14 protein-coding genes are annotated in these 13,526 nt (G+C 65.0%); 11 read left to right on the top strand and 3 right to left on the bottom strand.

Annotated elements, in window-relative coordinates; all coding sequences use genetic code 11:
• The first annotated feature begins 75 nt into the window (after positions 1–75).
• From XI08_RS37390 to XI08_RS37365, 6 genes are all read left to right on the top strand, one after another.
• The gene (locus tag XI08_RS37390) at positions 76–345 is read left to right on the top strand and encodes a GlsB/YeaQ/YmgE family stress response membrane protein (protein ID WP_011090639.1); all 270 of its coding nucleotides are present in this window, start codon (positions 76–78) and stop codon (positions 343–345) included.
• Positions 346–608: 263 nt separating this feature from the next.
• A complete protein-coding gene (locus XI08_RS37385; RefSeq protein ID WP_271578252.1) occupies positions 609–2,357 on the top strand; it encodes a type I secretion system permease/ATPase in 1,749 nt (582 codons plus the stop codon).
• Positions 2,354–3,688 carry an HlyD family type I secretion periplasmic adaptor subunit gene (locus XI08_RS37380; RefSeq protein WP_027543418.1) on the top strand — a complete coding sequence of 445 codons (1,335 nt, stop codon included), beginning with the start codon at positions 2,354–2,356 and terminating at the stop codon, positions 3,686–3,688. The genes XI08_RS37385 and XI08_RS37380 overlap by 4 nt, the downstream gene beginning before the upstream one ends.
• 241 nt (positions 3,689–3,929) lie before the next feature.
• Entirely contained in the window at positions 3,930–5,399 is a 1,470-nt protein-coding gene (locus XI08_RS37375; RefSeq protein ID WP_271578251.1) for an AMP nucleosidase, read from the top strand.
• Positions 5,400–5,520: 121 nt separating this feature from the next.
• The gene (locus XI08_RS37370; protein ID WP_271578250.1) at positions 5,521–6,126 is read left to right on the top strand and encodes a tetratricopeptide repeat protein; all 606 of its coding nucleotides are present in this window, start codon (positions 5,521–5,523) and stop codon (positions 6,124–6,126) included.
• Between the two features lie 136 nt (positions 6,127–6,262).
• Positions 6,263–6,538 (top strand): DUF1488 family protein, encoded by a 276-nt coding sequence (locus XI08_RS37365; protein WP_027543415.1) that lies wholly within the window; start codon positions 6,263–6,265, stop codon positions 6,536–6,538.
• A 184-nt stretch (positions 6,539–6,722) separates the two neighbouring features.
• Here XI08_RS37365 and XI08_RS37360 read toward each other — a convergent pair whose 3' ends face one another.
• The gene (locus tag XI08_RS37360) at positions 6,723–7,205 is read right to left on the bottom strand and encodes a CinA family protein (protein WP_271578249.1); all 483 of its coding nucleotides are present in this window, start codon (positions 7,203–7,205) and stop codon (positions 6,723–6,725) included.
• Between the two features lie 167 nt (positions 7,206–7,372).
• Here XI08_RS37360 and XI08_RS37355 point away from each other — a divergent pair, with 167 nt between their 5' ends.
• From XI08_RS37355 to XI08_RS37345, 3 genes are read left to right on the top strand one after another with little or no spacing between them, the layout of a single operon-like run.
• A complete protein-coding gene (locus XI08_RS37355) occupies positions 7,373–8,431 on the top strand; it encodes an amidohydrolase family protein (protein ID WP_271578248.1) in 1,059 nt (352 codons plus the stop codon).
• A gap of 23 nt (positions 8,432–8,454) precedes the next feature.
• Positions 8,455–9,564, top strand: coding sequence for an amidohydrolase family protein (locus XI08_RS37350; protein ID WP_271578247.1), 1,110 nt, complete (start codon positions 8,455–8,457; stop codon positions 9,562–9,564).
• Complete coding sequence (locus XI08_RS37345) at positions 9,564–9,977, top strand: Rieske (2Fe-2S) protein (protein WP_271578246.1); 414 nt, start codon at positions 9,564–9,566, stop codon at positions 9,975–9,977. Before XI08_RS37350 ends, XI08_RS37345 begins: the two co-directional genes overlap by 1 nt.
• Positions 9,978–10,098: 121 nt before the next feature.
• On the opposite strand, the gene XI08_RS37340 is transcribed toward XI08_RS37345, so the two are convergent.
• Both XI08_RS37340 and XI08_RS37335 read right to left on the bottom strand, forming a co-directional pair.
• Positions 10,099–11,424 (bottom strand): MFS transporter, encoded by a 1,326-nt coding sequence (locus XI08_RS37340; protein ID WP_271578245.1) that lies wholly within the window; start codon positions 11,422–11,424, stop codon positions 10,099–10,101.
• 143 nt (positions 11,425–11,567) lie between these two features.
• Positions 11,568–12,467 carry a transcriptional regulator GcvA gene (locus XI08_RS37335; protein ID WP_011090628.1) on the bottom strand — a complete coding sequence of 300 codons (900 nt, stop codon included), beginning with the start codon at positions 12,465–12,467 and terminating at the stop codon, positions 11,568–11,570.
• A gap of 110 nt (positions 12,468–12,577) precedes the next feature.
• Between XI08_RS37335 and XI08_RS37330 the strand changes: the two genes are divergently transcribed.
• Together XI08_RS37330 and XI08_RS37325 are read left to right on the top strand one after the other, a co-directional pair.
• Positions 12,578–12,781, top strand: a complete 204-nt coding sequence (locus tag XI08_RS37330; protein WP_027543408.1) for a DUF1127 domain-containing protein — start codon at positions 12,578–12,580, stop codon at positions 12,779–12,781.
• Between the two features lie 69 nt (positions 12,782–12,850).
• The gene (locus tag XI08_RS37325) at positions 12,851–13,474 is read left to right on the top strand and encodes a GNAT family N-acetyltransferase (RefSeq protein ID WP_271578244.1); all 624 of its coding nucleotides are present in this window, start codon (positions 12,851–12,853) and stop codon (positions 13,472–13,474) included.
• The last annotated feature ends 52 nt before the right edge of the window (positions 13,475–13,526 follow it).

Here is a 13,526-nt window from a genome sequence, read left to right as displayed (position 1 = left end):
CGGGCGACCACCATTCAGACCCCATTCATCCCGGTTCCGGTTCCATGGCCCCGTTCACGGAGAGGGACCTCACTTATGTACATTTCCAACGAAGGCCTGCTCGTCATCCTGTTCGTCGGCCTGGTCGCCGGCTGGCTGGCCGGCAAGGTGGTGCGAGGCGCCGGTTTCGGCATCATCGGCGACATCGTGATCGGCATCGCCGGCGCGTTTGTGGCCAGCTTCCTGTTCCCGAAGCTCGGCATTCGCATCGGCACCGGGCTCGTGTCGGAGATCGTCTATTCCGCCATCGGCGCGGTCATCCTGCTGCTCGTGGTGCGGCTGGTGCGCGGCGGCGGCCGGTTCTAGCGGCGCCCCGAGTTCAGTTGACCCAACTTTCGACCTCTCCCCGCCCGGGGAGAGGTGACATGTCTGCAAGAAAAAGCCGCAAGCCTGTGAAATTCCGGACTTGCGCGCCGGGCCATCAGGGGGTGATGTGCCCCCACAGGGGATCGGGTTGATTCAGCCGCGTTGGACAAGGGACGAAAACGCGATGTTAATCCGGGTCAATTACTCCTGAAATTGCCTTTGAAATCAGGGGCCTTGCCCCTTACCCGAAAGAGATCAGACTGATGGCAGCCGTCCCTGGCGTTCGCCGTTCGGAGCTCGCTGACGCGCTGCGCGCTTGTCGCACGGCGTTCGTCGGCGTCGGCCTGATGAGCTGCATGATCAACCTGCTCTATCTGACCGGGTCGATCTTCATGCTGGAGGTCTACGACCGCGTGCTGCCGAGCCGCAGCATTCCGACGCTGGTCGGCCTGATCGTCCTTGCCAGCTTCCTCTACATGGCGCAGGGCGTGCTCGACATGATCCGCAACCGGATCCTGGGGCGGATCGGCACCTCGCTCGACGAAGCCCTGAACAAGCGGGTGTTCGACACCGTCGTGCGCCTTCCGCTGCTGGTCGGCAACCGCAACGAGGGCCTCCAGCCGCTGCGCGACCTCGACAATGTCCGCTCTTTCCTCGGCGGCATGGGACCGAGCGCGTTCTTCGACCTGCCCTGGCTGCCGCTCTATCTCGCCATCTGCTTCGCCTTCCACGTCATGATCGGCGTGACCGCCCTGGTCGGCGCCATCATCCTGGTCGGGCTGACGGTGGTCACCGAGTTCATGTCCCGCCAGCCGGCGAAGGAGGCGATGGGGCTTGCGGCCCAGCGCAACGATCTCGCCGCCTCCAGCCGTCGCAATGCCGAAGTGATGGTGTCGATGGGCATGACCAGCCGGATGAACCAGCGCTGGAGCGAGGCCAACGAAAAATATCTCGCCGGCAATCAGCGTGCGAGCGACGTGGCCGGTGGCCTCGGTGCGATCGCCAAGGTGCTGCGCATGATGCTGCAATCCGCCGTGCTCGCGGTCGGCGCCTATCTCGTCATCCACCAGGAGGCGACCGCCGGCATCATCATCGCCGGCTCGATCCTGTCGGCCCGCGCGCTGGCGCCGGTCGATCTCGCCATCGCGCATTGGAAATCCTTCGTCGCGGCACGCCAGAGCTGGCAGCGCTTGACCCGCCTGCTGGAGCAGATGCCGGCGCAGACGATGCCGACCCAGTTGCAGGCGCCCACCAGCCGGCTCTCGGTCGAGGGCGTCGCCATGGTGCCGCCGGGCGACCAGCGCCTCATCGTGCAGGACATCACCTTCGCGCTCGCCGCCGGCAACGGTCTCGGCGTGATCGGGCCGAGCGGCTCCGGCAAATCCTCTCTGATCCGTGCGCTGGTCGGCGTCTGGCAGCCGGTGCGCGGCAAGGTGCGGCTCGACGGCGCCGCGCTCGACCAATGGTCCTCCGACATGCTCGGTCGCCACATCGGCTATCTGCCGCAGGACGTCGAACTGTTCGGCGGCACCATCGCGCAGAACATCAGCCGCTTCGACCCTGAGGCCGCCTCCGACGGCATCATCGCCGCGGCCAAGGAGGCCGGCGTGCACGAGATGATCATCAAGATGCGCGAGGGCTACAACACGCAGGTCGGCGAGCAGGGCGCCGCGCTCTCCGCAGGCCAGGCGCAGCGCGTGGCGCTGGCGCGCGCGCTCTACGGCAATCCGTTCCTGATCGTGCTCGACGAGCCCAACTCCAATCTCGACACCGAAGGCGACGAGGCGCTGACCCGCGCCATCCGCGCCGCCCGCGAGCGTGGCGCCATCGTCGTCGTGGTGGCGCATCGGCCCATCGGCGTCGAGGCGGTCGACCAGATCCTGGTGCTGCGCGACGGCCGCATGCAGGCCTTCGGCCCGAAGGAGCAGGTGCTCGCCCAGGTGCTCCAGCCGCGCGTGACGCCGCCGGCACCGATCAAGGTCGTCAGTGAGGGCGGAGTGGCCAAGTCATGAGCACGATGGCGATCGGTGGCGGCAAGCCCACGGCCAAGAGAACCGTGCGGGACTCCATCAGGTTTCACTTGATGCTCGGGCTCGGGATCGTGCTGGTCCTGGCCGTCGGCCTCGGCGGCTGGGCGTCCACGGTGCAGATCTCGGGCGCGCTGATCGCGCCGGGCCAGATCGTGGTCGAATCCAACGTCAAGAAGGTGCAGCACCCGACCGGCGGCGTGGTCGGCGAGCTGCGCGCCCGTGATGGCGACGTGGTCAAGGCCGGCGACATCGTGGTGCGGCTCGACGACACCGTCACCAAGGCGAACCTCGCCATCGTCACCAAGAATCTCGACGCCGCGCTGGCGCGCGCGGCACGGCTCCAGGCCGAGCAGCGCGGTGTCGACAGGATTGAATTCCCGCAATCATTGCTCGATCGCGGCAACGACCCCGACGTCAAGACGCTGCTCTCCGCCGAAACCAAGCTGTTCGACGTCCGCGTCAACGGCCGTGCCGGCCAGAAGGCGCAGCTTCGCGAGCGCATCCAGCAGCTCAACGAGGAGATCGAGGGTCTCTCGGCGCAGGAGCGTGCCAAGGACAAGGAAATCTCGCTGGTGCAGCAGGAACTCACCGGTGTCCGCGATCTCTATGAGAAGCACCTGGTGCAGATCTCGCGCCTGACCACGCTCGAGCGCGACAGTGCCCGCCTCAACGGCGAGCGCGCGCAGTACATCGCCTCGCGGGCGCAGGCCAAGGGCAAGATCACCGAGACCGAGCTCCAGATCATCCAGGTCGACAAGGACATGGTGAGCGAGGTCTCCAAGGATCTGCGCGAGACCAACGACAAGATCGGCGAGATGATCGAGCGCAAGGTCGCAGCCGAAGACCAGCTGCGCCGCGTCGATATCCGCGCGCCGCAGGATGGCATGGTGCTGCAATCGACCGTGCATACCGTCGGCGGCGTCGTCACCGCCGGCGACGCGCTGATGCTGATCGTGCCGCAGGCCGACGATCTCCAGGTCGAGGCCAAGGTCAATCCGGTCGATATCGACAAGCTCCAGATCGGCCAGAAGACGCTGCTGCGCTTGTCCGCCTTCAACCAGCGCACCACGCCCGAGCTCAACGGCGTCGTCAGCCGCGTCTCGCCCGACGTCACCACCGACCAGCGCACCGGCCAGAGCTACTACACCATCCGCGTCTCGCTGCCGGCGGAAGAGATCGCCCGCCTCGGCGACTCCCGGATCATCCCCGGCATGCCCGTGGAAGCCTTCGTCCAGACCGGCGACCGCACCATGCTGTCCTATTTGATGAAGCCGCTGCACGACCAGTTCATGCGGGCGTTCCGGGAGAAGTGACGCGCGAAAGCGCGTCATCCCGCGCGCGCGTGCTGCACACTCGCTGTCATCGCCCGGCTTGACCGGGCGATCCAGTATTCATTGGCGGCTGTGATTGACCGCGACGCCGCGGCGTACTGGATGCCTCCGTCAAGCCGGGGCATGACAGCGGTGCACGTGATGCGCAAGCCGCCCTGCGCTGACGACGCCCATCGTTCTTGCTATAGTTCGACTCAAGCCCCACGAACCCGGCCTTCGAACAATGCAGACTCCGCCCTCCATCGCCACCGAATCCTTCTCCGACGCGTCCGCGGCCGTCGCCCGGCTCGAAGAGATCTACGAACGCAACACGAAGTTCCTGCGCGACCGGTTCGAGGCCTATGTCAACGGCGAAGCGATCACGACGCGGGCGCGGGCCTACTATCCCTTTGTCCGCCTCACCACAGCGACGCATGCGCGGCTGGATTCGCGTCTCTCCTACGGCTTCGTCGCCGGCCCCGGCGTGCACGAGACCAGCGTCACGCGGCCGGATCTCTTCCGGGCCTATCTGACCGAACAGATCGGGCTGTTGATCCAGAACCACGGCGTGCCCGTGGAGATCGGCGAGTCGGCGGAGCCGATCCCGATTCACTTCGCCTATCGCCGCGACATCAACATCGAGGCCGCCATCACCACCGGCGAGAATTCCCTTGTGGCGCGATCGCTGCGGGACGCGTTCGATGTGCCCGATCTCGCCACCATGGACGATTCGATCGCCGACGGCACATTCGAGCTTCAGCCGGGGGGGCCCGAGCCGCTGTCCCTGTTTCGGGCTGCCCGCGTCGATTACTCGCTGCGGCGGCTCTATCACTACACCGGCACCGATCCCGAGCACTTCCAGAACTTCGTGATCTTCACCAACTACCAGTTCTACGTCGATGCCTTCGCGCAGCTCTGCCAGCAGCGGCTTCAGTCCGGCGAGGCCGGCCTCGAAGCCTTCGTCGCGCCCGGCAATGTGATCACGCGGAGCGGCGGCGCGACGAGCGGGGACGCGCCGACACGCACGCCGCAGATGCCGGCCTTCCATCTGGTCGAGCCCGGCTATCGCGGCATCACCCTGATCAACATCGGCACGGGCCCGTCCAATGCGCGCAACGTTACCGACCACGTCGCGGTGCTGCGCCCGCACGCCTGGCTGATGCTCGGCCATTGCGCTGGCCTGCGCAACACGCAGCGGCTCGGCGACTACGTGCTCGCGCATGGTTACGTGCGCGAGGACCATGTGCTCGACCGCGAGCTGCCGCTCTGGGTGCCGATCCCGGCGCTCGCCGAGATGCAGGTCGCGCTCGAGGAGGCGGTCGAGGACGTCACGGGCCTCGAAGGCTTCGAGCTGAAGCGCCTGATGCGCACCGGGACGGTCGCGAGCGTCGACAACCGCAACTGGGAGATCTCCGGGCCTGAGGTGATCCGCCGCCTGTCGCAATCGCGCGCGGTCGCACTCGACATGGAATCGGCCGCGATCGCCGCCAATGGTTACCGCTTCCGTGTCCCCTACGGCACGCTGCTCTGCGTCTCCGACAAGCCGCTGCACGGCGAGATCAAGCTCGCGGGCATGGCCAGCGAATTTTATCGCCGTCGCGTCGGCCAGCATCTCGAGATCGGCATGAAGGCGCTGGAGCGGCTCAAGCAGCAGGAATCCGAGCGCCTGCATTCGCGAAAGCTGAGAAGCTTTGCCGAGGTGGCATTCCAGTAAAGGACAACAGAACTGTCGTACGAACGCTGACGTCTCCGTGAGCACTGCGTCACGGAATATCGAAGCCAACGCAGGGTTATCAATTCGTCCGGGGCCGCTTGGATGGAGACAGGAGACAGAAATGATCGAAACGATGATCAGGTTCGTTGCGCTGGGGACGTTTGCGGCAGTGCTGGCGTCCCCGGCATATGCTGCAGGAGGCGGCGGAGGCGGTGGCGGAGGTGGCGGCATGGATCCTTTTGCGAGCACCTATTCAGCGCCGAGCGCGGCCCAACCGACCTATCCGAAGCGCTCGGGAACGAAGGCCACGCAGAAGAACAAAAAGCCCAACAACCAGTCCAGCATAGGCGATCCCGCATTCGCGGCCGGTTACCGCGCGGCCTATGACACCATCTACGAGCGCAACGACTATGCGACCGCGATCGCGCAGTTGAAGTCGCTCGGTCATGACGACCATCCGAACGTCGCCAACCTCATCGGCTACTCCTACCGCAAGCTCGGTGACTACGAGCAGTCGCAGGTCTGGTACGAGCGCGCATTGAAGGCCGATCCGAACCACGTGCTGACGTGGCAATATTACGGACTGTGGCAGCTCGAGCGGGGCAACCGTGAGCAGGCGCTCTATCACCTCGGCCGGATCGCATCCATCTGCGGGACCGATTGCGAGGAGTACCGATCGCTGGCCGCGGCACTCGATAAGCCGACCGGCACGGCGTTCGCCTACTGAAGGTGGCGAGTCGCCGTCTCATAGCGCCGCGCTGGTTGATAGGCTCCGTATGACTGCCATGTCCCCTGGCGCGGATGGTGACAACGCGCCAGATTTTCAGCATTGTCCCGTTCGGGGGCGCGAACGGGACAATTGGATGCCGCTGACGCGCGACAAAATCATTGGTCATGATCTCGAACGGCTGGCCTTTCGCTTCACCATGCTGAACGACGGCGAGGTCGTGCAGTGTCAGATCAGCGACGCCGCTATGGACGAGCTCGCGGGCATGCAGGGCACCGAAAGCAGCGCGCGGCAGGCGCAGTTCCTGTCGCTGCGCGAGACCATCGAGCGGATCGCGTCAGACCTCTACGACGAAGCCCCGCGGTTTCAGGGATATGTGGTGCGGATCTTCATGCGGCATTTGGGCAGGTAGAGTCGCCTTGTTTTCCGCTGTCATCGCCCCATCCTCCGCTGTCATCGCCCGCGAAGGCGGGCGATCCAGTACTCGGAGACGGCAGTGATTGAATCGAGAAGCCGCGGCGTACTGGATGCCCCGCCTTCGCGGGGCACGACAGCAACTATGTAGCAAGACGGTCCCGACTCACTCGCGCAGCAGCTCACCCCTCCAGCTTCCTCAGCAGCAACCTCAGCGCCGTCGCCGCAAATACCTGCATGTTCGCAAACCGGTCGCTGCTGCCCGTCTCCAGCGTCATCACCTCTGCCGCGGGGCCTGCGACCGCCATGCAGCTATGGCCGGCGTCGTCGCCATAACGGTTGCCGGTGGGGCCGGCGGCGCCGGTTTCGGACAGGCCCCAGTCGCAATTGAAGCGGCTGCGCATCTGTTCGGCGAGGAGCTTCGCGTAGGGCTCCGACGAGGAGCGAAAACCCTTCATTCCTTCGTCCGAAATATCCATCAGCACGCGCCTGGCATCGCGGGTGTAGACCACGGCGCCACCGAGGAAATAGGCGGACGCACCGGGCACCGCGAGCAGGCTGGCCGCGATCAGGCCGCCGGTCGAGGATTCCGCCACCGCGATGGTCTGTTTGCGCGCGATCAATTGGGCCGCGACCTGTTCCGCAATGCCGACGAGCTCCTTCATCCCTTTAACCTCTCATTCCCTCGCAACCGAGCTCAGCCTTCCTAGCATAAGCTGGCTGCCTTGGCCGAGTTGCGGGCGACGGTCAGGCCTGCTTGAATGGCGCACACAAGGCGGAGCGGCCTGGCCGCTCGCGAGAAGACGTGACGAGGAAACGTGAAGGAGACGTGATGGCGTCCCTGATCGCCGGCGGGGTGGATTGCGACGTGCATCCGGCCGTGCCGCATCTGACCAACCTGCTGCCGTACCTGAACGATTATTGGCGCGATCAGGTGACGACGCGCGGCATGGTCGATCTCGTTTCGCAATCCTACCCGCAGAACTCGCCGATCGTGGCACGTCCCGATTGGCGTCCCGAGCGCGGCAAGCCGGGCGCGAGCCTGGAAGACATGCAGTGCCACGTGCTCGATCCCTTTCAGCTCAAGCATGCCATCTGCAATCCGCTCTACGGCGTGCAGATGGTATTTTCCGAGGACATGCAGGCTGCGTTCTGTCGCGCGCTGAACGACTGGCTGGTGAAGGAATGGCTCGATCGTGACAAGCGGCTGCGCGGCTCGATCGTGATCCCCACGCAAAGCGTCGAGAAGGCCGTCGCCGAGATCGAACGCTGCGCGCAGGACCGGCGCTTCGTGCAGGTCTTGATGTTGGTCATGGGTGACACGCCACTCGGCAAGCGCGCGCTGTGGCCGATCTACGAGGCCGCGGAACGGCTGGACCTCGCGATCGGCATCCATGCCGGTTCCGCCTATCACAATCCGCCGACCGCGGTCGGCTGGGGTTCCTACCACATCGAGGATTATGTCGGTCAGGCCCAGGCGTTCCAGACCCAGCTCACCAGCGTGATCGTCGAGGGTGTGTTCGCCAAATATCCGCGGCTGAAAATGGTGATGCTGGAGTCTGGCGTCTCCTGGATCTCCCCTTATCTCTGGCGGCTTCACAAATTCTGGCGTGGGGTGCGGATGGAGACGCCCTGGGTCGATCGCGCTCCGCTGGAACTTGTGCGCAGCAACATCCGCTTCTCGTTACAGCCATTTGATGCGCCGCCGGAACCCGAGACATTAATTCGCCTGTTTGATCATATGCAGTCGGACGAATTGGTCCTATTCTCCACGGACTATCCACACTGGCAGTTCGACGGCCAGGACGCGCTCCCCCAGGGCCTCACCCCCGATCTCGTGCGCAAGATCATGATCGACAATCCGCATGCGACCTATCCCCGCCTGACTTAGCCGCTGCCAAAGGAGGCAAGGCGATGAATATTCAATTCCGCGAGAGCACCGAAGCCGCTTCCCCCCTGACGACCAAGACCGCGATCGCGGATTGTGACATCCATCCGGCCCGCGCGACCCGTACCGAGCTCTATCCCTATCTCGCCAAACGCTGGCAGCATCATCTCGAAGTCTACGGTGTGCACGCCTACCAGGGCATGATGGAAGGCCCGCCCTATCCGAAGGCCCAGCCCAATGCCTCGCGCCGCGACGCCTATCCGCCGGAAGGCGGGCCGCAGGGTTCCTCGCTCGCCTTCATGCAGAAGCAGCTGCTCGACCCCAACAACGTGCAGCTGGGCGTGCTCAATCCGCTCAACACGGGGCAGGGCATCCGCAATCACGAGCTCTCGGCCGCTTTGTGCTCGGCGATCAACGACTGGCAGATCGACAAATGGACCAGCAAGGACAAGCGGCTGAAAGCGTCCATCGTCGTCGCCAATGAGGACGGGCTGTCGGCCGCCGCCGAAATCCGCGAGCGCGCCGGCGACAAGAATTTCGTTCAGGTGCTGCTGCTCAGCCGCAACGTCGAGCCGCTCGGCCAGCGCCGCTATTGGCCGATCTATCAGGCCGCGGAAGAGGCCGGCCTTCCCGTCGGCGTCCACGCCTTCGGCTTCGGCGGTAACCCGATCACGCCGTCGGGCTGGCCTTCCTATTACATCGAGGAAATGGTCGGACATTCGCAGTGCCAGCAATCGGCGCTGGCCAGTCTCGTTTTGGAAGGCGTGTTCGAGCGCTTCCCGAAGCTGAAGATGGTGATGATCGAGGCCGGCTTCGGCTGGGCGCCATCGCTTGCGTGGCGACTGGACAAGGCCTGGCAGCGGCTCAGGAGCGAAGTGCCGCATGTCAAGCGTCCGCCGTCGGAATACATCCGCGAGCAGGTGTGGTGGACCACGCAGCCGATGGAAGACCCTGAGCGGCGCGAGGATCTGTTCGACGTCATCAAGTGGATCGGCTGGGACCGCCTGCTGTTCGCGACCGATTATCCGCACTGGGACTACGACGAGCCGTCGCGCGTCTTGCCGGCGGGCGTCAGCGATACCAACCGCGAGGCGTTCTACCTGGGCAACGCCCGGAAGCTCTACGGAACCAATTGATGGCGCGTCACGTGATCGCGCCAGTGGATGAGCTTCCGCCAGGCACGCGAAAATTCCTGGAGATCGAGGGACGGCCGATCGCGGTCTTCAACATCAAGGGCGAATATTTCGGCCTGATGAACCGCTGCCCGCATCAGGGCGCGGCGCTGTGCGAGGGGCCGCTGATCGGGCTCGCGCAATCGAGCCATCCCGGCGAGATCGAATACACCAGGCTTGGCGAGATCATCCGCTGTCCCTGGCACGGCTGGGAGTTCGACATCCGCACCGGCCAGTCCTACTGCGACCCCCGCCGCTTCCGCGTGAAGGCCTATTCGGCCCATGTCGAGCCGGGCGCGAGCGTCGTGAAGGGGCCGTATGTCGCCGAGACTGTCACGGTGAAGGTCGAGAGCGATTACGTGGTGGTGGAGCTGTAGGCCCCCACTGTCATTCCGGGGCGATGCGAAGCATCGAGCCCGGAATCCATCGTGCGACAGGAATGCTGGGAGAAATGGATTCCGGGCTCGCCTCTTCGAGGCGCCCCGGAATGACACTGAGCTAGTGCCCCGCAACCGGCTCCGCCACCGCATCATATGTCGGCACCGCCTTGCCGCCGCTGCGATACACCGTCGAGGCCGCGATGATGCCGAGCAGGGCGGCGAACATCAGCCAGAAGCCGGGCGAGGCCTTGTCGCCGGTCCGCTCGATCAGCCAGGTCGAGGCGAACGGCGTGAAGGTGCCGAACAGCGCGGCCGCCAGCGCGAAGGCGAGCGAGAAGCAGGTGGTGCGGACATGCGCCGGCACGATCTCGACGAGGGCGCCGAGCATGGTGCCGCTGTAGACGCCGAAATAGAACGAGAACATCATCTCGACCGCGAGCAGCTTGCCGAAGGTCGGCGCGGCCACCAGCCAGTGCAGCGCGGGGTAGGCGGTGACGAGCGAAAGGCAGGCGATGGTGATCAGCACCGGCTTGCGGCCGATGCGGTCGGACAGCGCGCCGCCGACCGGATTCCAGAAGAAGTTGGTCACGGCGACCAGCAGCGTCACGAGCAGCGCATCCTGCGTCGACAGCTTCAGCACGGTCTTGCCGAAGGTCGGCGTGTAGACGGTGACGAAGTAGAACGTCGTCGTGGTCAGGATCGCGATCATCATGCCGAGGATGACGATGCGCCAGTTGGCGAGGGCGGAGGCGAACACCTCGCTCGCGGTCGGATGCTTCTTCATGGCGAGGAAGGCCGGCGTCTCCTCGAGCGTGCGCCGCAGGAAGAAGATCAGGGGAATGATCAGACAGCCGACGAAGAAGGGAATGCGCCAGCCCCAGGCGGCCACCGTGTCGGCCGGCATCACCTCGGGGAGGAGATAGCCGAGGATCGAGGCCACGAAGATCGCGACCTGTTGGCTCGACGACTGGAACGAGGTGTAGAAGCCGCGGTTGCCGGGCGTGGAGATCTCGGCGAGGTAGACCGACACGCCGCCGAGCTCGACGCCGGCGGAGAAGCCTTGGAGCAGGCGGCCGATCAGCACGATGACGGGCGCTGCGATGCCGATGGTCGCGTAGCTCGGGCAGAACGCGATCACGACGGTGCCGATGGCCATGATGCCGAGCGTGACGATCAGGCCCTGGCGGCGACCGATGCGGTCGATATACGCCCCGAGCACGATCGCGCCGACGGGCCGCATCAAGGCGCCGAGCCAGAACACGCCGAACGTGTTGAGCAGCGAGGCCGTCTCGTTGGTGGAGGGGAAGAACGCCTTGCCGATGGCGGCGGCATAGAAGCCGAACAGGAAGAAGTCGAACTGTTCAAGGAAATTGCCTGAGGTGGCGCGCAGGATCGCGCCGATACGCGACTTGATCTCGGGCGGATTGGTTGCTGGTCCAGCCATGACGTTGCTCCCGTTCAAATGTGGCCGGACCGGAACTCACTTCTCGGCAGGCGACAGATTGTGTTGCTGCGACAATCTGTCCTACCCCTTGCCGCGCAGGGCGCGGCGGGTCAATCGGTTTTCAGGAGGAAGCTGATGATTTTTCAGGCTTTATTTTGCGTCGCAGCAACGATCCACTGACGGAACGCTGCGAGCTTTGGCGCCTCGCGGCGACCCTCCGGCGCGACCAGGTAGAAGCCCGCATCGGCCGGCAGCGCGATCTTGAAGGGGACGACGAGGCGGCCTTTGGCGATGTCGTCCTGCACGTAGGACGTTCGCCCCATCGCCACGCCGATGCCGTCGATCGCGGCCTGGATGGTCATGAAGATCATGTCGAAGGTGATGCCGGGCTGCTTGGCGATGTCGGCCGGCAGGCCTGCCGCCGTCAGCCACAGCCGCCAGTCGTCGCTGTTGGCGTTGGAGGTGTGCAGCAGCGGATGATTTCGCAGATCCTCCGGACGCTGTAGCGGCTTGTCGCCGCGCAGCAGTGACGGACTGCACACCGGAAACAGCTCGTCGGCCATCAGCCAGTCGGCACGCAGGCCCGGCCACTGGCCGCGGCCATAGCGGATTGCGGCATCGACATCGTCGCGCTGGAAGTCGACGAGGCTGGTCGACGTGGTGATGCGGACGTCGATGCCGGGATGCTGCTCCTGGAAGTCGGTCAGCCGCGGCAGCAGCCATTTTGCGGCAAGCGAGGCCAGCGTCGAGAGGGTCAGCACCTTGTCGTCGTCCCTGCGCAGCAGGCGGTCGGTGGCGAGGCGGAGGTCGTTGAAGGCGGCGCGGACCCCCGGCAGGTAGTCGCGCGCCTCCGGCGTCAGCGCCAGCGCGCGGTTCTGCCGGATGAACAGGCGGATGCCGAGCTCCTCCTCCAATCGCCGGATCTGATGGCTGATCGCGGTCTGCGTCACGTTCAGCTCGCTCGCCGCCAGCGTGAAGCTGAGATGGCGCGCGGCGGCCTCAAAGGCCCGCAATCCGTTCAGGGAGGGCAATCTGGCAGTCATCTGGCAGCAGGATACATGACGTTATTTCATGCGAAGAGGTACAAATTGTCGTTTGTCGCAACGCACTGGAGCGCAGATATTAGCGGTCAACTTAGCTCCAGGAGCTGAAAATGTCTACCTTGACCCAGAATTCGATGACAAATCATCATGCGCCAGGCCTGATCCAGCAGATCGGCGAGACGCTCCATGTCTGGCACGAGCGCTACCGGACCCGCCGCGAGCTGACCAACTGGACGGCCCGCGACCTGCACGATGTCGGCCTGTCCTGGTCCGACATTGCCTATGAGGCCGACAAACCCTTCTGGCGGGCCTGATTGGCCGCTAGGCCGGCGCCGCCTGATCACAGGGGCGCCGGCGGTCCCTCTTTCCGCAGGGCTCGTGTCATGAGCACTCTTCGCCTGGAAGATCTGAAGCAATATTCGGACGCGCTACGCACCCGGCAGGGCGAGGCGATCAACGTTCGCTTCGTCGAGCCGCGCGACACCGAGGAGCTTCAGCACTATTTCCGCTCGCTCTCGACCCGCTCCCGCTACAACCGCTTCTTCGGCGCGCTCAGCGAATTGCCGAAGGGCCTGCTGAACGAATTCCTCGAGGTCGGCGCGCGCGAACGCTTTACCGTGGTCGCGACCAAGATGGTGGACGGCTTCGAGACGATCGTCGCCGAAGCGCGCTACGCTTTCCATGCCGAGACCTCGACGCTCGAATTCGGCCTGTCGGTCGACGACCGCTGGCAGGGCCACGGCATCGCCACCGCGCTCATGAAGAATCTCGAATGCCGTGCGGCCGCGCTTGGCGCCGGGCACATGTTCGGCGACACGCTGCGCGCCAACGAGACCATGATCTCGCTTGCCCGCAAATCCGGATTCGCCTTCGTCAATCATCCCGATGACTGGAAGCTGGTGCGCTTCGACAAGGAGATCGCGGTCGCACCGAAGGACATTCCCTGCGCGAGCTGGCGTCTCGCCGCCCTTTCCCGTCAGGCCGACAGCCCCTCAGCCTCGGCCTGACACGACTGCAAGCCCGGCTCGGGTCGACCTGAGCCGGGCATTTTTTTGCTCT

Origin of the sequence: Bradyrhizobium sp. CCBAU 11361 (assembly GCF_028128935.1) — a bacterium.
Lineage (GTDB): Bacteria > Pseudomonadota > Alphaproteobacteria > Rhizobiales > Xanthobacteraceae > Bradyrhizobium > Bradyrhizobium niftali.
This window is presented reverse-complemented; position numbering and strand designations above follow the sequence as displayed.